This is a genomic window from Pseudomonas sp. BIOMIG1BAC (genome assembly GCF_001705995.2).
Lineage (GTDB): Bacteria > Pseudomonadota > Gammaproteobacteria > Pseudomonadales > Pseudomonadaceae > Aquipseudomonas > Aquipseudomonas sessilinigenes.
On the sequence record NZ_CP049045.1, the window covers coordinates 5,072,470 to 5,093,545 of the forward strand.

Consider the following 21,076-nt stretch of genomic DNA (forward strand, 5'->3'; position numbering starts at 1 on the left):
GGATGTGCAATGGCCAGAGTTTTTTTATAGGCCCGGTTTAGACCGTTGGGAGCTGACCTTATACCCGCCGGGATGCACCGCTCGCCCCAGCGCTGAAGGTCCTGCGGACCTTGGCGCAGCCTCGCCAGCTCGGCAGCGGCTACAAGAACCGCCGCTGGTGTAGCCGCTGCCGCAGGCTGCGCATGGCCCGCAGGGCCACGGGGGTTCAACTGCCGAAGTGGTAGCTCAGGTCCAGCCACCATTGGCGCCCGTAGGCGTCGTAGTTGCCCGTGGGGTAATAGGGCCAACCGCCGGAATCGTCGTGCTTGTACTGGTTGAGCAGGTTGTTGACGGTCAGGCCGAGGCTGGCGCGGTCGTTGATCTTGTAGCGGGCGCTGGCGTTGAACACCGTCCAGGGCGACAGCCGGCCATCGCCGTTGCCATTGGTGACGCTGCCGTAGCGAATGCCCATCAGGGTCGTGCTGTAGTGCTCATAGTCCCAGGTCAGGCTGGCGTTGGCCTTGCTGCGCCAGTCATGGTTGCTGCGGTCGGAGCGCAAATCCAGGGTCGTGGCCTGGTCGGACTCCTTGTAGTAATGCGAAAGCACCAGGGTGTAGCCCAGGGTCGAACTGAACGCCCCGTAGTCGCCAGCGCCCCAGCGAATGTTGCTCTTGAGATCCAGGCCGCTGACCCGCTCGCTGGCAGCGTTGATGGCATTGACCCGCACCTGCTGCAGCTTGTTGGGGTCCACCGCGGCATTGCCGGGGTTGCGCTGGACCCGTGCCAGCACTGCCTGGCAACTGGCCGAGTTGATGTCCTGGGCGCCGCTGCGGCAGGCATTTTCTTCCTGCAACAGGCGGTTCTGATCCACGCTCGTCAGCAAGTCGTCGATCTGCACGCGCCAGTAGTCGGCGGAAACATCGAAGTTGCGCGACGGCGACCACACCAGGCCATAGGTCCAGGATTTACCGCGCTCGGACTTCAGGTCGCTGGTACCACTCTGTACATAGTCCACCCGCCCGCGATCACAGGCGCCCTCCACACCCTTGCTGCAGCCGTAGTAGTCGATCTGGTCCGGGTAGTAGCCGTTGCTGTCGGCCTGGTAGATGTAGTTCAGGTCCGGCGCACGAAAGCTGGCGCCATAGCTGCCGCGTACCAGCAGGCTGGTCAGCGGACGCCACTCCAGGCCCAGGTTATAGGTCTTCTGCTGTTCGCTGCGATCGGCGAACTTGTACTGGTCCCAGCGTCCGGCCAGGGACGCCAGCACGCTATCGGTGACCGGCACGCTGAACTCGCCGCCCAGGGCGTAGCGCTTGCGCGAACCACCGGAACTCTGGGCCGGCGCAGCGCCATAGAACACTCCGTCGTTGAGTGCCGAATCAGGATCTGTGCGGTACTGCTGCTTGCCCATCTCCAGCACCCCGGCAAACCCCACTGGCCCAGCGGGCAAGTCGAACAGGTCGCCGTTGATCGAGGCGTTGTAGGTCTGCGACACCGAGCGGCTGGTCTCGGTCTGGTTGCGGCGGAACTGGCGCCACTCGTCGGGAGTCAGGGGCCGGTCCAGGCGCGCCGGGTCCGGAGCGAACACTGGGTGTCCATCCTGGGTACCCAGCTGCGGGCCCAGGTAGAAATCGCGGATGGTCGACAACGGCCGATAACGGGTGCTGCGCACGCTGCGGTACTCGGAACGGTTGGCCGCCAGCTCGTAGCTCCAGCCGCTGTCACCAAGCTGGTCGGACAAGCCCAGGGTGCCGGTCCAGGAGGTCTCGCGCCATTTGCTGTTGTTGCTGGTACGCCCACCGATCTCCTCCTCGGAGAAACGCCGGAACCAACGCTCCAGGTTACCGGTGTTGGCGTTGATGAAATCCGGGGAGGTAAAGGTCGGGCCGCGGGTGTTGTTCTGGATATGGTCCAGGCCGTACATCAGGTCGGCGTACAACTGCCCGCTATCGCTGAAGTGCCAGGTGCCGCGGGTGTAGCCATCGTAGTTTTCCTTCTGGGTCTGCAAGGTCCAGTAGTCGTTGTACATCTGGTCAGTGGTGCAGCGCCCGCCACTACCGCTCAGGTGATTACCGAAAGTGCCCTGGTAGGCGCCGCACCCGGGGCCCAGGTAACGGCCGGTCTCGAGATTGCGCCGGTAGCCGACGTCCACCGCCGGGCTGCTGCTCATGAACCCGCGGTCGTCGGCCCAGATCGGTTCGCGCCGAGTCAGTTCCAGGCCGAACAGGCCGTCGAAATCGCCCCAACTGCCGCCACCGCTCAGTTGCAGGCGCTGATTGTCGCCACCACCACGCTCGCTGGTGCCACCGCGCAGGTTGAGGTCGATGCCGTCGATCTTCTTCTTGAGGATGATGTTGACCACCCCGGCGATGGCGTCCGAGCCGTAGACCGCCGAAGCCCCGCTGCTGAGGATCTCGATACGTTCGATGACCGCCGAAGGGATATTGGCCAGGTTGGTGAAGTTGACCTGGCCGCCATAGGCGATCGGATAGTCCGCCACTCGCCGGCCGTTGATCAGCACCAACGTATGGTTGGGCCCCAGGCCACGCAGGTTGAGGGCGCTGGCCGCCGGTTGCCAGGTGTTGCCATAGTCCTCGCCCTGGGTCATGCCAGTGTTCTGGGTCTGGGTCGCCAGGGCGTCGTAGACATTGCGGTAACCCCGGGCCTCCATCTCCTGCTGGGTGATCACGGTGACTGGAGTCGCGCCGTCGGTCTGCGCCCGGGCAATGCGCGAGCCGGTGACCGTGACCTTCGATAGCCTCGGTTCGCTGGCACTGGCGGAGCTACTGGCCCGGCTCACCACCGGGGCGGGTGTGGTTGCCGCCGGACGCAGCACCAGGCCCTGCTCGCTGGCCTCGACTTCCAGGCCGCTGCCCTGCAACGCCCGCTCCAGCGCCTGCCGGGCATCCAGAGCGCCATGGATAGCCGGCCCCTGCTTGCCTTGCACCAGGTCCTGGCGGAAGGAGATCGGCACCCCGCTCTGGCGCGAGATGTCCAGCAGCACCTGGTCCAGCGGCCCCTTGGCGATATCGAAGGATAAGATCCCGCCCACCGGCTCCTGGGCCAGAAGCGGCGCCGGACAACCGGCAATGCCCAGGGCCACGGCCAGCGACAATCGGCACAGGTGCCGGAACGGACGGTTGAAACAGTTCTGTGAAGACATCCCGAAGCCCTTCCCTGTTGAATGCAGTTGCAGGGAATGAGCAGCGGTAGGCGTCTTTTTATAGGGCGCGGGTTAGGCCAAGGGGCTATGAGCTTATAACCCGCCTTGGCGTGGCTCGATGCTGACCCAGTAGGGGCTGTGGTAACGCACCCGGATCGGCAGCGAGCGCTCCAGCAGTTGCAGGGTGCGATCGCTTTCGTCCAGCGGATAGAGGCCGCTCAGGCGCAAGTCGGCGACCTCGGGATCGACCCGCAGGATGCCGCGCCGGTATCGGCGCAACTGCTCGACGATTTCTCCCAGCGGCCGATCGCGCGCCTCCAGCAGGCCCTGGGTCCAGGCGCTTTCATAGCCCTTGGCCGCCTCCAGGGCCAACAAGCCCTGGCCGTCGAAACGCAGGCTCTGCCCCGCCGTCGCCACCTGCCGCGTGCCATTGGCCGTCAGCACCTCCACCTGGGAATGCAGCATCACCAATTGGGTCGAGGCTTCGTCGCGGCGCACCAGGAAGCGAGTGCCCAGGGCACGCATGCGGCCATGCACGGTCTGCACCACGAACGGCCGCGACGGGTCCCTGGCTACGTCCACCTGCAACTCACCACTGCACAGCTCCAGTTGGCGCTGGCCCTGGTCGAAATGCGCCACCACCCGGGTACAGGCATCGAGCACCAGCCCACTGCCGTCGTCGAGCCTCAGGCTGCGGCGCTCGCCCACGCCGGTGTACAGCGCGCCGGCAGGCCGCCACCCATCCAGTTGGCGCCCCAGTAGCCCCGCCGCCAACGCCACGCCCAGCAGGCCCAGGCTGCTGCCGATGAAGCGCCGCCGGCTCGAGGGGGCATTGAGGCTGTGCAGCAGGCTGTCGCGGCTCAGTTGGCGCAGGGCATTGTGCTGCAGGGCCGCGAACCCGCCGCCCATCAGGCCGATGACCTGCTCATGCTCAGGGTCGGCGCTGCGCCAGGCGGCGAACGCCTCGGCTTGCACCGCGCTCATCTGGCCCGACTGCAACAGGGCCATCCACTGGGCGGCCTCGTCCACCACCGCCGGGTCGATCCGCGAGCGACTCATGCCTCCACCAATGCCAGGTAGCAGCGCTTGAACGCCTCGGCCATGTACTGCTGCACCCGGCTGGTGGACACCCCCAGCAGCGCGCCGATCTCGACATAGGTCAGGCCGTCCAGCTGGTGATAGAGAAACGCCGCCTTGGCCTTGGCCGACAAACCGTTGAGCAACTGGTCCACGGCCAACAGCGCCTCGATCAGCAACGCCCGTTCTTCGGGCGACGGGTGCACGGGAGCGGGCGCCAGCGCCAGGCTCTCCAGATAGGCCCGCTCCAGGTCCTGGCGGCGCCAGCCCTCATAGACCAGGCGCCGGGCGATGGTGGTCAGCAGCGCCCGTGGCTCACGGATGACCGTAGGGTCGGGCAGCGCCAGGATGCGCACGAAGGTCTCCGAGGCGATGTCCTGGGCGCTGTGATGACATCCCAGGGCCCTGGCGACGCAAGCGCAAAGCCATTGATAGTCCCTTTTGAACATCTGCCCGACCAGCGGGTAATGCGGGTTCGGATTCGCCCCCATGCCTTGCTCCCTCGAAAGGCGCTCGCGCCTCGCATGCCAACGACACTGCCGGATCAGCCCCGGCACAAAATGAGGAAGCGACTGTGCAACAGCGCGGAATCCTTATGGAAGTAATTAAAAATTAAATAAAAGTAACAAAAAGGAATAAGCCATTCAGCAGACGCTGCTCCTTGCCTCTCGCTTGATTGATCTCGGTCAGCAGCCACCCCGTCGCACGCCCCTACTCTTGCGCCTCCATCACGGCCAAGGACGGCTCATTGGGAACCGCCCGCCACCTTGTCACTCACGGAAGAGCCAGCTCATGCGATCACTGAAGATCATCCTGCTATCCACCGCCTTCAATGGCCTGACCCAACGTGCGTGGCTCGACCTGCGCCAGGCAGGCCACCGCCCGAGCGTGGTGTTGTTCACCAGCGAAGAGGAAGTCTGCCGGCAGATCGAGGAAGCCGGCGCCGACCTGGTAATCTGCCCCTTCCTCAAGGACCGGGTACCCCAGCAGCTGTGGAGCAACCCCAAGCGCCCGGTGGTGATCATTCACCCGGGCATCGTCGGCGACCGGGGTGCCAGCGCCCTGGACTGGGCCATCAGCAAGGAGCTCAAGCGCTGGGGCGTCACCGCCCTGCAGGCCGTGGAGGAAATGGACGCCGGGCCGATCTGGGCCACCCACGAATTCAACCTGCCAGCCGGGATGCGCAAGTCCGAGCTGTACAACGGCCCGGTGAGCGATGCGGCGATCCACTGCATCCGCGATGTGGTGGAGAAATTCCGCAATGGCCATACCCCCGAGCCGCTGGACTATGACAAGCCCTCGGTGCTCGGTCGCCTGCAACCGAACATGAAGCAGGCGGACCGCACCTTCAGCTGGCATGACTGTGCCCAGTTCATCAAGCGCAGCATCGATGCCGCCGATGGCCAGCCTGGAGTCCTGGCCAGCCTGGCCGGCGGCCAATACTACGTGTACGACGCGCACCTGGACCCGCGCACCGGCACCCCGGGGGAACTGCTCGCAGTGCACGACGACGCGGTGCTGGTAGCCTGCGGCGACAGCAGCCTGTGGATCGGCTCCCTGCGGCTCAAGCCCCAGAGCGGCGAAGAAACCTTCAAGCGCCCGGCGCGGCATGTGCTCGGCGAGCGCCTGGCCCAGGTACCGGTGCTGGACTGGTCGGTGGCCAGCAGCCCGTTCAGCACCGAGGCCTACCAACCGATCCGTTATCGCGAATCCGGCAAGGTCGGCGAGCTGACCTTCGAGTTCTACAACGGCGCCATGAGCACCGAACAGTGCCAGCGCCTGGTCAGCGCCCTGCAATGGGCCAAGGCCCGCGACACCCAGGTACTGCTGGTGCGTGGCGGGCGCGGGGCCTTTTGCAACGGTGTGCACCTGAACGTGATCCAGGCGGCTCCCGAGCCGGGCCTGGAAGCCTGGGCCAACATCCAGGCCATCGACGATGTCTGTCGCGAACTGCTGACCGCCCGCCAGTTGGTGGTCAGTGGCCTGACCGGCAACGCCGGGGCCGGCGGCTTGATGATGGCCCTGGCCGCCGATGTGGTCCTGGCCCGGGCCGACACGGTGTACAACCCGCATTACAAGAGCATGGGCCTGTTCGGTTCCGAATACTGGACCTACAGCCTGCCCCGTGCCGTTGGCCAGTTGCTGGCCCGCCAGTTGACCGAGGCCTGCCTGCCCATCAGCGCCCTCCAGGCCCTGCAAATGGGCATGGTCCAGGAGATCGGCCCACGCTGCCCGGATGAGTTCGGCCTGTGGTTGCTGCAACGGGCCAACAGCGTGCTCAGCGACCCGCGCTACCAGCACCTGCGCCAACGCAAGCTCGATGCCGACCCACAACTGATGCAGCACTGCCGCAATGCCGAGCTTGAGGAAATGCACATGGACATGGTGCAGAACCGCAAGGGTTTCGCCCAGAAGTGCCGCAACTTCGTGTACAAGCGCAAGGCCTGCTGCACCCCTGAGCGCCTGATCGAGAATTGGGCCAAGCCCCAGGACATCGCCCTGGTAGGCTAAGCCGACCGTCCCCTTCCTGAATCGTCGTCCGGCTCGCCGGGCGACGGCTTCAGTTCCCCGGCTGCAACAACAGCGCCACCAATGCAGTCCAGCCGGTCTGGTGGCTGGCCCCCAGCCCACGCCCGTTGTCGCCATGAAAATACTCATGGAACAACACCAGCTCGCGATCCCGGGCATCGCCCTGCAACTGCGCATAACCGCTCATCGACGGCCTGCGCCCCTCCTCATCCATGAGAAACAGGCGGGTCAAGCGCTGGCCCAGGCTGTCGGCCACCTCCTGCAGGGACGCCAGGTAACCGGAACCCCGGGGGTACTCCACCGAGAAATTGACGTCGTAGTAACGATGCAGCTCGCGCAGGGATTCGATCAGCATGTAGTTGATCGGCATCCACAACGGCCCGCGCCAGTTGGAGTTGCCACCGTAGAGTCGCGAGCCGGACTCGGCCGGCTCATAGCGGGCACACAATTGCTTGCCATCGACCTGCATGGCGAAGGGTCGCTCGAAGGCCTTGGACAAGGAACGGATGCCGAACTCGCTGAGAAACTCGTCTTCGTCGAGCATGCGCTTGAGCAGGTCCTTGGTGCGCTCGCCCCGCAGCAATGCCAGCAGCAAGCGATTGCCCTTGCCTGGCTCGTACCAGCGCGATACCAGGCTGGCGAGGTCCGGCCTGTGGTGCAAGAAACCCAGCAAGCGCTGGGCCAGGCCCGGCAGGCATTCGTGTTCGTGCTGTTCCAGCACCTGCACCGCGAACAAGGGCATCAGGCCGACGATGGAACGCAGGCGCAATGGCTCGCTGCGCCCGTCGGGCCTGTGCAGGACATCGTAGAAAAACCGGTCCTCCTCGTCCCACAGGCCCTCGGTACCGTCGTCCACCCGGTTGATGGCTCCGGCGATGTACAGGAAATGCTCGAAGAACTTCACCGCGATATCCACGTACACCGCATTGCGTCGGGCCAGTTCCAGGGCCATGCGCATCAGGTCCAGGGCGTAGGCCGCGACCCAGGCGGTGCCATCGGCCTGGTCGAGGCTGAATCCCTCGGGCAGCGGCGCCGAACGGTCGAACAAGGCGATGTTGTCCAGGCCGAGAAAGCCGCCCTGGAACAGGTTGCGACCCTCGGCATCCTTGCGATTGACCCACCAGGAAAAGTTCAGCAGCAGCTTGTGCAGGACCCGTTCGAGAAAGTCCATGTCGCCCTCGCCGGTGAGGGTCTTCTCCTGCTGGTAGACCCGCCAGCAGGCCCAGGCATGCACTGGCGGGTTGGCATCGTCGAAGCGCCACTCATAGGCCGGCAACTGGCCGTTGGGGTGCATGAAGCGGTCCTTCACCAGCAGCAACAGTTGCTGCTTGGCGAAGCCTGGGTCGATCAGGGCGAAGGCCACCGCCTGGAAACCCAGGTCCCAGGAGGCGTACCAGGGGTACTCCCAGGTATCGGGCATGCTGACGATGTCGGCATTGGCCAGGTGCCGCCAATGGCTGTTGCGCAGATGCAGGCGCTGGGCCGGCGGCGCCGGCTGCCCGGGGTCGCCGTCGAGCCACTGGTTGACGTCGAAGTAGTACAGCTGCTTGGACCACAACAGCCCGGCCAGGGCCTGGCGCTGCACGTTGCGCGCATCCGGATCGGCGATGCCTTGCTGCAAGGCACCATAGAACTCGTCGGCCTCACGTCGACGCTGCTCGAACAGGCTGCGAGCGTTGACCTGTTCGCAGTCCACCGGGGCGAAGCGCAGGTACAGGCTGTGCGTTTCGCCACCGGCCAATTCCAGGGTGAAGTGAGCAGCGGCCTTGGTTCCGGAGTCGAAGCTCACAGCCGTGGCCTGGCCGTCCACCAGGTAATCGTTGATACCGTCCTTGAACGGCCCCGGAGAGGCCAGGCCATCGAGCCGGGGGAAGTTGCTCTGGTTGTGGCAGAACAGCCACTGGCAGGGCCCCGCGCCCCAGGCGCTGACTTCGCGCTCGGCCAGCCTGGGGTGCTGGGCCAGCAACCGCTCGCCCGCAAGGCGCAAGCTGGGCCGGGTCCCTGCGCCCCAGCTCCAGTCGTTGCGCGCCCAGACCTGGGGCAAGACCCGCAGGCGTGCCGGCTGGTGGTAGCGGTTGTGTACCGTGACCCGCATGAACAGGTCATCGGCGGTGTGCTTGGCATACTCCACGATCACATCGAAATAGCGATCATCTTCGAAGACACCGGTGTCGAGGATCTCGTACTCGGCGTCGGCCAAGCCACGACGGGCGTTCTCCGCCACCAGGTCGGCATAGGGAAAGGAGCGCTGTGGGTACTTGTAGAGCATGCGCATGTAGGCATGGCTGGGCACCCCGTCGAGGTAGAAATACAGCTCCTTGACGTCCTCGCCGTGATTGCCCTCGGCGTTGTCCAGGCCGAACAGGCGCTCCTTGAGGATACTGTCCTGCTCGTTCCACAGCGCCAGGCCCAGGCACCAGTGCTGGTCCTTGTCGGAGAAACCGGCCAGGCCATCCTCACCCCAGCGATAGGCGCGGCTGCGGGCGTGGTCGTGGGGGAAGTACGTCCAGGCCTCACCATCGGCGCTGTAGTCCTCGCGCACCGTGCCCCATTGCCGTTCACTCAGGTACGGCCCCCACTGACGCCACTGCTCGGCCGCCGGCCCACGCAGGCGCTGGCCCTCAAGGGTATCGAGAATGCTCGCTGCGGATCGTGTCGGCATGGGCAATGTCCTTGGCCACGGGAGTCAGTGGCAGTGTAGAAGCAGGCGCTGGCCGAGTCGGTGACAAATACTTCATGCAGGCCTGCGGATCTTTTGGGTTAAATCGGCGTCGGCTGGTTCGTTATAATCGGCAACCTTTTGTATGGCAGTGCGTAACCCATGATGTTCAATCGCAAAACAATGCTCCCGGGGTTGCTGCTCGCGACCCTGTCCCTTGCGGCCCAGTCCGCGAGCCTCGACCTGCGCTACCCCGAGCCTGAACTGGCGGCGCCCAGCAGCACCAGGCCCCAGGCCCCCGAGCCCGACACCCATAAGCTCCAACTGCAGTTCAAGCCCTCGGTGAGCTACGAACACAAGTGCAGCGGGCAATGCACCTATGAGACCAATATCGATCAATTGCACGATCGCGAAACCCGCCAAAGCACCACGATCGGCTTCAACTGACGCGGCTTGACCTCGGTCCCTGGCGCCGCGGCGAGACGGCCTGCGCGTACAGGCGCGCAAGGCCATGCCCCGAACGCTCGCCGAGCGTGCGGACCCGCATCGAGTGCACACAAAAACGCAACGCCACACTGCGTCCTTTGTGATGGTTGGAGCCGGGAGGAGCGACTACAGTCGGTTCATCGGCAACCCACCTGACGCCCGACACAAGGATGCGTTCGATGACTGATCTGCACGAGCTCCAAGCCGCCCAACTGCTGGCGTTGTTCGCCAACCGCACGTTGTCTCCCCTGGACTACTATGACCATCTGCTGGCCCATATCGATGCCTGGGAGCCCCATATCCGTGCGCTCTACGCCTTCGACCCGGAGCAGGTGCGCCAGCAGGCCAGGGCTGCCACCGAGCGTTGGAACAAGGGCACCCCCTGCGGCCCGCTGGACGGGATACCGGTGACAATCAAGGAACTGATCGCCACCCGCGGCACACCGATTCCCCTGGGCTGCGCTGCCACCGCCCTCACGCCGGCAACCCAGGATGCACCGCCAGCGGCACGCATGCGAGAGGCCGGGGCGATCATCCTGGCCAAGACCACGGTGCCGGATTTCGGCATGTTGTCCTCGGGGTTGTCGAGCTTCCACGGCCTCACCCGCAACCCCTGGAACCTGGAGCGCAATACCGGTGGCTCCAGTTCCGGAGCCGGCGCTGCCGCAGCGGCCGGTTATGGCCCACTGCACATCGGCACCGACATCGGCGGCTCGATACGCCTGCCAGCGGCCTGGTGCGGCCTGGTGGGCTTCAAGCCGACCCTCGGGCGAATTCCCATCGACCCTTACTACATCGGGCGCTGTGCCGGACCGATGACTCGTAGCGTCGAGGATACGATCCTGCTGATGCGCCACCTGGCACGGCCCGATGCCCGCGATGCCACCAGCCTGCCGCCGCTGACCAGCGACTGGAGCGAGCAACCGCTCTCGGTCAATGGCCTGAAGATCGGGCTGATGCTGCAACCCGGTGCCGGCCTGCAACCCGAGGGTTTTGTCTGCGAGGCTGTGGAACGTGCCGCACGCCTGTTCGAAAGCCACGGTGCCCGGGTACAAGCCCTGGCGCCGATCATGGACCGGCCATTGCTGGATGGCCTGGACCGCTTCTGGCGCGCCCGGCAGTGGGCCGAACTCTCGGCCCTGGGCAGCGAGCAGTTCGCCAAGGTGCTGCCCTACATCCGCGAGTGGGCCGCCCCTGGAGCCGACCTGTCCGGGGTCGAGGCCGTACAAGGCTTCAACCAGACGTTCGAGATGCGCCGTCGCGCAGCACAGGTATTCAGCGAGTTCGACCTGGTGCTGTCGCCCACCAACCAGGTCAACAGCTTTCCCGCCCACTGGCCATCGCCGAGCAACGATCCGCAACGGCCATTCGAACACATCGTCTTCACCCTGCCCTGGAACATGGGCGAACAACCGGCGCTGTCGATCAACTGTGGCTTGAGTGCCGATGGCTTGCCCATCGGCTTGCAGATGATCGCCCCGCGCTTTGCCGACCAATGGCTGCTGCAAGTGGCCAAGACCTACGAGAGCTGGCGTGGAGCGATCCACCGTTGGCCAAGCCCGCCGTCGCACTGACCAGCCAAGCCGTAACTGCCACCTTCACCCCAAGCCCCGGGCCTTGCCGCCCGGAGCCTGGGCAACCTATGAATAAAAATTCGAGGGGCCAGTATGCACAGTCACCACCACACCCATTCCCTACCCCATGATGCGCCAGCGCCGAATGCACCGGGAGGCAAGCGCAGCGTGTTCGCGGTGATCCTCGGCAATGCCGTGGAATTCTTCGACTTCGGGGTCTACGCCACCTTCGCGGTGATGATCGGGCATACCTTCTTTCCCTCCGACAGCGCCTTCGTCAGCCTGCTGCTGTCGGTCACGGCCTTTGGCGTCGGTTTTATCGTGCGTCCCCTGGGGGCGGTGCTGATCGGTGCCTATGCCGACCGCGTCGGGCGCAAGCCCGCCATGCTGCTGACCCTGGTGATGATGGCCATAGGCACCGGCAGCATCGCCATCCTGCCGGGCTACGAGAGTATCGGGATCGCCGCGCCGATCCTGCTGGTGCTCACTCGGTTGATCCAGGGCCTGGCCTGGGGTGGCGAGGCCGGCCCGGCCACCACCTACATTCTCGAAGCCGCACCGGCACACAAGCGTGGCACCTATGCCTGCTGGCAAGTGGTGGCCCAGGGTGTCGCCGCCATGGCCGCCGGCACCGTGGGCTATATATATCCTGACCCAGCTGCTGTCCGCCGAAGACCTCAACCGCTGGGGCTGGCGCGTGCCCTTCGTGTTCGGCCTGCTGGTGCTGCCGATCGGCATCTATATCCGGCGCAACCTGGCGGAGACCTTCCATGGCCAGGGCGAACAGGCCAGTACCGGCAGCCTGGTGCGCCAGGTCTTCGGTGCCCATCGCCGGGCACTGGTACTGGGCTTGCTGATTCTCTCCGGGAGCACCATCACCCAATACTTCATCAACTACATGACCACCTTCGCCCTCACCGAGCTGAAGCTGCCCACCAGCATCTCGATGCTCTCCACCCTGGTGGCCGGAGCGGCGGTGGCGGTGTGCGCCATCGCCGGTGGCATGCTCTGCGACCGCTACGGCCGGCGCACCATCCTCATGGCCCCCAGGGTAGTGCTGCTACTGGTGCTGTTCCCGGCCCTGCAACTGATGACCGAACACCCCAGCCCCATCACCTTTCTCACCGCCCTGGCCGTGCTATCGGGCCTACATGGCATGAGTGGCGCGGCGTTGATCGTGCTCTTGGTGGAGAGTTTCCCCAAGGCCGTGCGCTCCACGGGTTTCTCCATTGTCTACGCCTTCGGCGTGGCGGCTTTCGGCGGCACGGCGCAGATCATCATCACCTGGCTGATCGGCACCACCGGCAACCCCATGTCCCCCGTGGGCTACCTGTTGCTGGCCAACCTGGTCTGCCTGGCAGCGGCCTGGTTCGCCAAGGAAACCCGCCCCGAAACTCCAGGGCGCGACAACCCGGAAGCAGGGCTGGCACGAGCCCGCTAACCGACCGCTTTGCACTTGACGATCTTTTCGCTACCGTGCCGCCCTGGCGGTCACGGACGGCCCGACATCGCCTTCGTTTTCAGGGAAGCCACATGAAACCCTTCGCACTCTGCAGCCTGGCCCTGTTCGCCAGCGCGCCCTCCTGGGCCCAGGACAACCCACAGGCCCAAGCCCCGGGATTCCTCGAGGGCAGCCACCTGGATCTGAACCTGCGTCACTACTACTCCAACCAGCACACCCGGCGTGATACCTACCTTGGGATCAAGAAAGCCGAGGGTATCGAGCGCACCCGTACCCGACAGACCTGGGTCCAGACCGGCATGCTCAAGTACAGCTCGGGCTACACCCAGGGCCTGGTCGGCTTCGGTGTCGACGCCGGGCTGTTCAGCGCGGTCAACCTGGAACGCGGCCACGGCCGGGTAGCCAATGGCGGTGATCGGGTGCTGGTGGACAGTGCCGGTGATGCTTTGCCGACCTGGAGCCGCCTGGGTATCGGCGATGTACGCCTGCGCCTGTCCAATACCGAACTCAAGGCCGGACGCCTGATGACCGACAACCCGGTGCTGCGCTACAAGGACAACCGTGCCCTGCCTTCGAGTTTCCAGGGCGTGGGCCTGTACAGCAATGAAACCGGCTGGCTGGCGCTGCAAGCCGGCAGCTTCGACCGGGCAATCCCACGGACCGGCACCGGCAGCGAACGCTTGACCACCACGTTCGGCAATCGAGCCTACAGTGGCGAGCGCATCAGCTACCTGGGGGCAACACTCAAGCCAGGGCTGGGCCTGGAAGGCAGTCTCTATGCCTCGCGCTTCGAAAATATGTGGGACCAGTACTACCTGGGGCTGACCCAGCGCGCTGGCGATAAGAGCCACCTGGCATTGAAGACCGCATTCAACTACTACCACACCCGGGACCAGGGCCAGCAGCGCCTGGGCTACATCGCCAACGACGCCTTCAGCCTCGCACTGACCGCCAGCCACCAGGCCCACGGCCTGACCCTGGCCTGGCAGCAGGTGTTCGGCGACGAGTACTTCGACTATGTGTGGGAGTCCACTGGCAACTACATGGCCAACTCGTTGTACTCGGACTACAACGGCCCCAACGAGAAATCCTGGCAACTGCGCTACGACCTGGACCTGGCAGCCTTCGGCGTACCAGGCCTGAGCGCCAGCCTGTGGCATGCCAAGGGCTGGAACATCGACGGCACGCACTACCGTGGCGACCGCAACGCTCGCAACCGAGGCTACAACGTGCGTGGCCTGGACGGCGCCCAGCATGACGAAAACGGCCTGACGCTGGCCTATGTGGTGCAGTCCGGCAGGTTCAAGGACGCGGTACTGCGAACCATCGTCTACAACCATCGCGCCAGCGGTGGGCAGATCGACGGCAGCTACGACGAGCTGCGCCTGGTGGGCAACTTTCCGTTCAACCTGTTCTAGAACCGCGACCGCCCCGCAAGGCAACGCCCGAGCACGGCAGCAGGTTGCCCGGTCAGTCGGCCAGGGCGTGATGCTGCATGGCCCGGGCGAGCATCGCCTGGCACTGGAGAGTGGCCACCGACAACGGGCGATTGCGATACACGCACAGATCGACACGGATGCGCTCCAGGTGCTCATCGTCGATCGGCACAGCCACCAGGCCATCCCCCAGGTCGCGAGCCTCGGCATCCACCTGGGGCAGGATCAGCACCGCTGCACGCTGGCGCGCCAGGCTTTTTTGCACTTCCAGGGAGCTGGTGGTGAAAACCGGCAGGATGTTCACCCCACGCTTCTTCGCCGCCCCTTCCAGTGCCTGGCGCACGCCATAGGCCGAGCCGGGAATCGCCAGGGGCTGGTCTTCAAGATCCTCCAGGCGAATGCTTGGGCGCTGGGCGAACGGGTGCTCGGCGCTGACCAGCACCCGGTGCCACAACTGGCACTGGGCGGTCACCTCCACCTCGGCACGTTCCTGCAGGTAAAAGGCCAGGCCCAGGTCGGCCTCGCCACTGCACAGGGCATCCAGGGTGGCACCGGCACTGGCGATCACGATATTGAAGGTCACCTTGGGGTGATTGCGATAGAACGCCGCCAGCACCGGAGCCAGCACACTGGAAACGATACTTTCCGACACATGGATACTGACGTTACCGGCGACCTGGCTTTGCCGACTGGCAATCACATCGCGGACCTGGTCGAAGCCGCGCAAGGTCGAGGCCACTTGCTCGGCCAGGCACTCGCCCTCCACCGTCAGGCGAATCCCCCGGGGGCCGCGCTCGATCAGGGCGCTGCCGAAGAAGTGTTCCAGCTGTTCGATCTGCCGGCTCACGGCCGTGGGAGTCACGTACAGGCGCTCCGCCGCCTGGCGCAAGGAGGCGCACCGGGCCACCTCATGAAAGTAACGCAACGCGCGTAATTGCATGGCTATCGATCCCTGTCGCTGAACGGATCGGGGAAACAGGCAAATACTGCGCCAGCGCGGGTAGCCAAGGCGTTATGACCAGGGAGAGTCACGCCGCAAACATTGATCTACCAGCCTGCGCTGCCTAACCTGCTAGACAGCCCTGCCGCGCCCGAGGACCGACCATGAACCCCCTGCCCCGCACCGCCCTGTTTGCCACGCTGTTCGCCGCCCTGGCACAGCTTGGCGCTTGTAGCAGCATCACCCGCCAGCTCGATCCGGAGCCTACGGTCACCTCCGCCGGGATCCTGGCCTTTCGCGATATCTGCCTGAAATCCGCCCCCTCCTTCGCCGGGGCCCAGACCGCTGCCCGTGAGCATGGCATCGGTGGATTGAGCGATGCCGGCTTTGCCATGATGGGCATGAACCAGGACCAGACACTGGGGGTCCAGGTACGAGCCAACAAGGAATGCGCGGTGACCACGCCGACCCAGAACGACAACTCGCTGACCCAGCAATTTCTCGGTGTCGCCGGCAAGTTCTCCAGTACCCCGGTAGAGCAAAGCCTGCCTGCCCGGCTCACCATCGGCGGACAGGTCTTCCTGCTCATGCACGATCGCCGTGGCGGCGAAGCCTATGTGATGTTGAAGGCACCTTGAGACGCCTCGTTCAAGGTCCCGGAGCCTGGCGTGCTCTGCCCTGCCCCTGCAGGAGCTGGAACAGGGTCGCGCCATCCATCGGCTTGTAGAACAGATAGCCCTGGGCGACATCAACCCCAAGGCGCCGCAGATGCGTCAGCTGCCTGTCGCTCTCCACCCCTTCGGCCACCAGCTCTACGTCCAGGGCTCGGGCCAACGCAACCACGGCTTCGATGATTCTTGTTTCCTTGGTTCCCAGGGCATTGCCAATGAACCCGGCATCGAGCTTGACCTGGGCAAAGGGGATCTGGGCAAGACGCAAGATCGAGGAATGCCCCGTGCCGAAGTCATCGAGGGACAGCCGTACTCCGCCCTTCACCAGTTGGCTGATGTTCTCGATGCCTGGCAGGTCCAGGACCAGTGCTTCACGCTCGGTAACCTCCAGGGCGAGCTGCCATGCAGGGACCCCGGCCGCGCCAACCTGCAGCAGCACTTGCCTGGCGAAATCGGGATCGCACAACTGGCAGGCTTCGATGTTGTAGGAAAACACCAGGTCATTGCCGGGCATCCGCGTCGACAACTGCCGTTGCAGTTTCAGGCCCTGGAGCAGCAGGCAATCGAACAGCTGGCGATGGTGCTCGGGGTCATCGAGCAGCGCCAGGAATGACTTCGGTCCCAAGACACCGTGCTCGGGGTGCGACCAGCGAGCCAGGGTCTCGACCCCGGTGATACGTCGGCTCTTCAGGCACACCTGCGGTTGGAAGTAGGGAACGATCTGATGCGACTGCAAAGCCTGTAGCACTTCCGATTGCGTCAAGGGCTCCTTGTCCACTGGCACCCGGTCACGCCTGCGGCTCGCGACCTTGTGCTTGACGAGCACCGCCTTGCGCAGCAGTTCATGGAGTTGCGCGATCTCCAGGTCCTTGTAGCTGCCCAGGTAATGCTTGCCCGAATACCCTCGGAAATTGGCCAGCCCCCAGCGAACCGGGGCCTCCAGTGCCTCGCACTCGATCATGGAAAAAAAGCCGTAGTGCTCGAACAGCCGGCGCAGATAGGGAATGGCCACGGCAGAGGGCAGCGAGTCGCAAATCACCAGGTCCGGGGCTGGTCCGGCTGGGGGGAGACGGTTCCAGTCGCTGTCCCAGGTGATCGTCTGGACCCGGGCAACCCCGGTGCTGGAGAACAGTCCCGAAAATCGCTGGACCCGCAAAGCGTTCGAACACAACAACAGCACGCTCACTAGCGACATGACCTGCAACTCCAGGAAAAAACTCATGCTAGCCAACGCAATCCCGGGGGCACTCAAGACAATTCTTGAATAAAAGTGAGAAATTTCTTGGTTTGCTCGCCCTTGTCCCTACGCCCTTGAACAGCCCGGGCCACGCCTCCCACCAGTACGAAGGTCAAGGGTCTAGCTCGCCGTCACACCGCAAAGCATGCCGATCTCGCCTCGCAACCACTGCAACCCCAACGCCTGTTGTTGCTGGCGATGCCAGATCAGGCTGACCTGTACCGGCGCGGCCAGCAACGGCAGGCTGGCCATGCGGATCGGCAGCAAGGCGCCGAAGTGCTCGGCCAGGTGCCGCGGTACCGTCCCCAGGAGATCGGACTGCGCCACGATCAGCGGAATGCTCAGGTAGTTGGGTACGAACAGTTGCACCTGGCGCTGGACCCTGGCTGATCCCAGGACGATCTCCAGGGGCGAGCCTCGCCCGCCCCGATCGGGAATCGCCACATGCTGGCAGCCCTGGTAGGCCGCCAGGTCCAGCTCCGGGGTAAAGGCCGGGTGGTCGGCGCGGCCGATCACCACCAGTTGTTCCTCCAGCAAGGGTTGGTAGCACAGGTCCGGATTGTCGAAATACAGGTAGTCCACGGCCAGATCCAGCATGCCCGCGCTCAACCAGGCGGCCAGCGAGTCGGCACTATCGCTGCGTACCGCCAGGCGGATGCGGGGCGCCACTTGCTGCAAGCGTTGGGACAGTGCCGGCAGCAAGCGGGCCTGGGCGTAATCGTTCATCGACAGGGTGAACAGTTGATCGGCCGCGGCCGGATCGAACGCGGCGGACGGGTCCAGGCCTTGTTGCAGCAGGTGCAGGGCCTGGCGCACGGCGATGTGCAGGCTCTGGGCCCGGGAAGTGGGCTGCATGCCCCGGGCAGTGCGGATGAACAGCGGCTCATCCAGGTGCCGGCGCAAACGCGCCAGGGCATTGCTCACCGCCGGCTGGCTGAGGTTCAGCCGCACCGCGGCCCGGGACAGGTTCTGTTCCTGCATCAGGGCATCGAATACCCGCAGCAGGTTGAGGTCCAGGCGCTGCACATTCAGCTTCATGAATAATGCTCATTCCAACTATCCATTGGCTGGATAATTCGTCCGGCGCTAGGCTGCAGTCAATAAAAACAACGGGAGCACCGCCGTGCGAGAAACCATCCAGCACTTTCGCCAGCAATACCGGGCCGCGGTCAGCCCAGGCTACAACCCTTGGCTGCACGGCGGTTTTGTCCTGGCCTATGGCGTGTTGTGCATCGCCCTGCTGTGCAGCACCCTGGATCGGGTACAGCCTCTGGAATGGTTGGCAGTGCCATTGGCGCTGCTGTTCTTCAACCTGTGCATCTATGTGGTGCACCGTTGGCTGGGGCATCACAAACAGGGGTTTGCCCGGATGTTCTACGCCCGGCATACCGGCGATCACCACAGCTTCTTCACACCGGGCCTGATGGCCTACGAAGGTTTCCGGGACTGGCGGGTCATCCTGTTCCCGGCCTGGCTGATCGTGCTCCACAGCCTGTTGTTCGCCCTGCCCCTGTGGGCACTGTTGAGCCTGTGGAACACCAATGTCGCGGCGCTGTTCGCCAGTTGCACGCTGATCGGCTACCTGGCCTACGAGGTCTTCCACGCCTGCGAGCACCTGCCGGCCAGCCACCCCCTGGCACGCCTGCCCTGGATCCGCCAGATGCGTCAGCTGCACGAACTGCATCATCGTCGCGAGCTGATGCAGGAGCGCAACTTCAACATCGTCCTGCCGCTGATGGACTGGCTGTTCGGCACCCTGTACTGGCAAGCGCAAGACGTCCCGGAATCCTCCTCCAGTGCAGCGACCTCCATGACGCGCATGCAGCACCAGGTCGACATCCCCCGCAGCAGCACCCTGACCCTGGCCTATGCCGCCAGCCCACGGCGCTGGCCGCAGTGGCATCCCTCGTCGCTCAAGGTCGAGGGCGCCGAGGGCCCCTTGGCAGGCGGCCAGGGCTTCGAGGAAGACATCCATGCCGGAGGACGCCATGGCCACCTGAGCTGGCGCGTCGAGGAGTACCTGCCTGGACAGCGTTGGCGGGCCACTGCCCGGGGCGATCATGGTCTATGGTTGCAGGTCACCTACGAATGCCAGCCCCTGGCGGCCGAGCAGACCCGTTTCGTGCGCACCCTGGAGTACCGTTTCGACAACCTGCTGATGCGCTTGGGTAATCGGCTGTTATTCAAACGACGGATAGAACGGGAATCTGCCGCCTCGATGCAGGCATTGTGCAACATGGCTCAGCAAGCCATCGCCCTGGAGCCCACCGTCACGGCAGGCCATCCGTCCTGAACCGCACACAGACAGGAGTCACTGCATGAATCAGATCGCCCCTCGCCGTTTCGGCCCCGGCCGGATCATCCTGCTGTTGGTCATCGCCATCCTGGCCTTCCTGTTGCTGGCACCGACCAAGGTCCAGCCGGTGGCCTGGAATCCGGCGCCGGCCCCCTCCCTGAGCCAGGGCCCGTTCGCCGAGAACCAGAAGCTCAAGGCCGTGCAGGCAGTCGGTGCCCGGGATATCGCCGGGCCCGAGGCGCTACTGCTGGAAAACGACCAGTTGATCACCGGCCTGCACGATGGCCGGGTGGTCCAGACCAGCCTGGACGGCAACAGCCTCAAGGTGCTGGTCAACACCGGTGGTCGGCCCCTGGGCCTGGCTCGCCATCCCGACGGCAGGCTGATCATCGCCGACGCCATCAAGGGCCTGCTGGCCCTGGACAACCAGGGCCAGCTACAGACCCTGAGCAGCGAGGCCAATGGCCTGAAATTCGGCTTCACCGATGATGTCGCGGTGGATGCCGCCGGGCGCTATGCCTATTTCAGCGATGCCAGCAGTCGCTGGGGCTACGGTCGCGACGGTGAAGCGGTGATCGAGCACGGCGGCGATGGCCGCCTGCTGCGCTACGACTTCCAGAACGGCCGGACCGAGGTCCTGCTGGACGGCCTGGAATTCGCCAACGGCATCGCCCTGGGGCCGCAGGAAAGCTTTGTCCTGGTCAACGAGACCGGTGCCTATCGCATCAGCCGTTACTGGCTCAAGGGCGACAAGGCAGGCCAGCACGACCTGTTCATCGATAACCTGCCGGGTTTGCCGGACAACCTCAGTTTCAATGGCCGCGACCGTTTCTGGGTAGCCCTGTATGCACCGCGCAATCCGCTGCTGGACGGCACAGCCCCGTACCCTTATGTGCGCAAGATGCTGGTGCGGGCCATGCAAGTGCTGCCCAAGCCGGTGGAGAAGCGCGGCTTCGTCGTGGGCCTGGACACCGAGGGCCGGGTCATTGCCAACCTGCAGGACGGCACGAGCGGCAACTACTCGCCGATCACCACGGTGCGTGAATATGGCGATGCGTTGTACCTGGGCTCCCTGACCGCCCGGCACATGGCGCGTTTGCCACTGCAACAGGCCCTGACGGCCGAGCGCTGAGCTTCGTGTAACCGCTATCGCGGGGACGCGGCGCTTTCGGATTCGTTGAAGAGCCTGTGGATCTTGGCACAGGCTTGGCAGCGGCTGCAGCAGCCGGCCATATCGTGGAAGGCAAGCAACTACGCGCGCCTGTGGCCCGGGCCACAGGCACGATGGGCAGGAGGTCAGGAGCGGGCGGTGAGTTTGTCGGAGATCTCGTCCTTGATCAGCAGGCGTCTTTCCTTGAGTTTCCTAACTACGTCATCTGCGGCAGCGGCGGCTTCGGCCTCGAGCACCTGGTCATCGATGCTGGTGTATTTATCGAACAGCGCATTCAAGTGGGGGTCCTGGGCCCGACGCTGCTGAATGTCTTCTTTACTGCAGCTCAGGTCCTGGTAAAGGTCGTGGGTCACCGGCATGGAACACCTCCGTGGTTGATCGGTAGCACGGGCGTCA

16 protein-coding genes and 1 pseudogene are annotated in these 21,076 nt (G+C 64.7%); 8 read left to right on the top strand and 9 right to left on the bottom strand.

Annotated features, from left to right (window positions below; genetic code table 11):
* Window positions 1–205: 205 nt before the first annotated feature.
* From ATY02_RS23505 to ATY02_RS23515, 3 genes are all read right to left on the bottom strand, one after another.
* Window positions 206–3,142, bottom strand: coding sequence for a TonB-dependent receptor (locus ATY02_RS23505; RefSeq protein ID WP_068581461.1), 2,937 nt, complete (start codon window positions 3,140–3,142; stop codon window positions 206–208).
* Between the two features lie 93 nt (window positions 3,143–3,235).
* Complete coding sequence (locus ATY02_RS23510; protein ID WP_068581464.1) at window positions 3,236–4,201, bottom strand: FecR domain-containing protein; 966 nt, start codon at window positions 4,199–4,201, stop codon at window positions 3,236–3,238.
* Complete coding sequence (locus tag ATY02_RS23515) at window positions 4,198–4,710, bottom strand: sigma-70 family RNA polymerase sigma factor (protein WP_068581466.1); 513 nt, start codon at window positions 4,708–4,710, stop codon at window positions 4,198–4,200. Before ATY02_RS23515 ends, ATY02_RS23510 begins: the two co-directional genes overlap by 4 nt.
* A 301-nt stretch (window positions 4,711–5,011) precedes the next feature.
* Here ATY02_RS23515 and ATY02_RS23520 point away from each other — a divergent pair, with 301 nt between their 5' ends.
* On the top strand, window positions 5,012–6,730 hold the full coding sequence (locus tag ATY02_RS23520; protein ID WP_068581469.1) for a hydrogenase maturation protein: 1,719 nt from the start codon (window positions 5,012–5,014) through the stop codon (window positions 6,728–6,730).
* Between the two features lie 49 nt (window positions 6,731–6,779).
* Here ATY02_RS23520 and ATY02_RS23525 read toward each other — a convergent pair whose 3' ends face one another.
* Window positions 6,780–9,410 (bottom strand): MGH1-like glycoside hydrolase domain-containing protein, encoded by a 2,631-nt coding sequence (locus ATY02_RS23525; RefSeq protein WP_068605616.1) that lies wholly within the window; start codon window positions 9,408–9,410, stop codon window positions 6,780–6,782.
* Between the two features lie 159 nt (window positions 9,411–9,569).
* On the opposite strand from ATY02_RS23525, the gene ATY02_RS23530 reads away from it, so the two are divergent.
* Together ATY02_RS23530 and ATY02_RS23535 are read left to right on the top strand one after the other, a co-directional pair.
* On the top strand, window positions 9,570–9,854 hold the full coding sequence (locus ATY02_RS23530; RefSeq protein WP_068581203.1) for a hypothetical protein: 285 nt from the start codon (window positions 9,570–9,572) through the stop codon (window positions 9,852–9,854).
* Window positions 9,855–10,072: 218 nt separating this feature from the next.
* Window positions 10,073–11,467, top strand: a complete 1,395-nt coding sequence (locus ATY02_RS23535; protein ID WP_068581199.1) for an amidase — start codon at window positions 10,073–10,075, stop codon at window positions 11,465–11,467.
* A gap of 120 nt (window positions 11,468–11,587) precedes the next feature.
* Here ATY02_RS23535 and ATY02_RS36695 read toward each other — a convergent pair whose 3' ends face one another.
* A complete protein-coding gene (locus tag ATY02_RS36695; RefSeq protein ID WP_416220704.1) occupies window positions 11,588–11,716 on the bottom strand; it encodes a hypothetical protein in 129 nt (42 codons plus the stop codon).
* Between ATY02_RS36695 and ATY02_RS23540 the strand changes: the two are divergent.
* Together ATY02_RS23540 and ATY02_RS23545 are read left to right on the top strand one after the other, a co-directional pair.
* Window positions 11,663–12,908 (top strand): annotated as a pseudogene (locus ATY02_RS23540) (MFS transporter). The gene ATY02_RS36695 and the pseudogene ATY02_RS23540 overlap by 54 nt on opposite strands.
* 92 nt (window positions 12,909–13,000) lie before the next feature.
* The gene (locus ATY02_RS23545) at window positions 13,001–14,347 is read left to right on the top strand and encodes an OprD family outer membrane porin (protein ID WP_068581196.1); all 1,347 of its coding nucleotides are present in this window, start codon (window positions 13,001–13,003) and stop codon (window positions 14,345–14,347) included.
* A gap of 52 nt (window positions 14,348–14,399) precedes the next feature.
* Here the strand turns inward: ATY02_RS23545 and ATY02_RS23550 are convergent, their stop codons facing one another.
* Entirely contained in the window at window positions 14,400–15,305 is a 906-nt protein-coding gene (locus tag ATY02_RS23550) for a LysR family transcriptional regulator (RefSeq protein WP_068581193.1), read from the bottom strand.
* Window positions 15,306–15,469: 164 nt separating this feature from the next.
* On the opposite strand from ATY02_RS23550, the gene ATY02_RS23555 reads away from it, so the two are divergent.
* Window positions 15,470–15,943 (top strand): hypothetical protein, encoded by a 474-nt coding sequence (locus ATY02_RS23555; protein WP_068581191.1) that lies wholly within the window; start codon window positions 15,470–15,472, stop codon window positions 15,941–15,943.
* Between the two features lie 10 nt (window positions 15,944–15,953).
* On the opposite strand, the gene ATY02_RS23560 is transcribed toward ATY02_RS23555, so the two are convergent.
* Window positions 15,954–17,171 carry an EAL domain-containing protein gene (locus ATY02_RS23560; protein ID WP_083235766.1) on the bottom strand — a complete coding sequence of 406 codons (1,218 nt, stop codon included), beginning with the start codon at window positions 17,169–17,171 and terminating at the stop codon, window positions 15,954–15,956.
* A 162-nt stretch (window positions 17,172–17,333) separates the two neighbouring features.
* A complete protein-coding gene (locus ATY02_RS23565) occupies window positions 17,334–18,251 on the bottom strand; it encodes a LysR substrate-binding domain-containing protein (protein ID WP_068581188.1) in 918 nt (305 codons plus the stop codon).
* An 85-nt stretch (window positions 18,252–18,336) separates the two neighbouring features.
* Here ATY02_RS23565 and ATY02_RS23570 point away from each other — a divergent pair, with 85 nt between their 5' ends.
* On the top strand, window positions 18,337–19,506 hold the full coding sequence (locus ATY02_RS23570; RefSeq protein ID WP_068581185.1) for an SRPBCC family protein: 1,170 nt from the start codon (window positions 18,337–18,339) through the stop codon (window positions 19,504–19,506).
* A gap of 25 nt (window positions 19,507–19,531) precedes the next feature.
* A complete protein-coding gene (locus ATY02_RS23575; protein WP_068581182.1) occupies window positions 19,532–20,641 on the top strand; it encodes an SMP-30/gluconolactonase/LRE family protein in 1,110 nt (369 codons plus the stop codon).
* 164 nt (window positions 20,642–20,805) lie between these two features.
* On the opposite strand, the gene ATY02_RS23580 is transcribed toward ATY02_RS23575, so the two are convergent.
* Window positions 20,806–21,039, bottom strand: a complete 234-nt coding sequence (locus ATY02_RS23580; RefSeq protein WP_068581180.1) for a DUF465 domain-containing protein — start codon at window positions 21,037–21,039, stop codon at window positions 20,806–20,808.
* Window positions 21,040–21,076 lie beyond the last annotated feature (37 nt).

Coding starts and splice junctions, on each gene's coding strand:
- ATY02_RS23555 (WP_068581191.1), top strand. CDS start 15,470: ATGAACCCCCTGCCCCGCACCGCCCTGTTTGCCACGCTGTTCGCCGCC.
- ATY02_RS23565 (WP_068581188.1), bottom strand. CDS start 18,251: ATGAAGCTGAATGTGCAGCGCCTGGACCTCAACCTGCTGCGGGTATTC.
- ATY02_RS36695 (WP_416220704.1), bottom strand. CDS start 11,716: ATGCCCGATCATCACCGCGAAGGTGGCGTAGACCCCGAAGTCGAAGAA.
- ATY02_RS23535 (WP_068581199.1), top strand. CDS start 10,073: ATGACTGATCTGCACGAGCTCCAAGCCGCCCAACTGCTGGCGTTGTTC.
- ATY02_RS23575 (WP_068581182.1), top strand. CDS start 19,532: ATGAATCAGATCGCCCCTCGCCGTTTCGGCCCCGGCCGGATCATCCTG.
- ATY02_RS23525 (WP_068605616.1), bottom strand. CDS start 9,410: ATGCCGACACGATCCGCAGCGAGCATTCTCGATACCCTTGAGGGCCAG.
- ATY02_RS23515 (WP_068581466.1), bottom strand. CDS start 4,710: ATGGGGGCGAATCCGAACCCGCATTACCCGCTGGTCGGGCAGATGTTC.
- ATY02_RS23510 (WP_068581464.1), bottom strand. CDS start 4,201: ATGAGTCGCTCGCGGATCGACCCGGCGGTGGTGGACGAGGCCGCCCAG.
- ATY02_RS23550 (WP_068581193.1), bottom strand. CDS start 15,305: ATGCAATTACGCGCGTTGCGTTACTTTCATGAGGTGGCCCGGTGCGCC.
- ATY02_RS23560 (WP_083235766.1), bottom strand. CDS start 17,171: ATGTCGCTAGTGAGCGTGCTGTTGTTGTGTTCGAACGCTTTGCGGGTC.
- ATY02_RS23545 (WP_068581196.1), top strand. CDS start 13,001: ATGAAACCCTTCGCACTCTGCAGCCTGGCCCTGTTCGCCAGCGCGCCC.
- ATY02_RS23580 (WP_068581180.1), bottom strand. CDS start 21,039: ATGCCGGTGACCCACGACCTTTACCAGGACCTGAGCTGCAGTAAAGAA.
- ATY02_RS23520 (WP_068581469.1), top strand. CDS start 5,012: ATGCGATCACTGAAGATCATCCTGCTATCCACCGCCTTCAATGGCCTG.
- ATY02_RS23530 (WP_068581203.1), top strand. CDS start 9,570: ATGATGTTCAATCGCAAAACAATGCTCCCGGGGTTGCTGCTCGCGACC.
- ATY02_RS23505 (WP_068581461.1), bottom strand. CDS start 3,142: ATGTCTTCACAGAACTGTTTCAACCGTCCGTTCCGGCACCTGTGCCGA.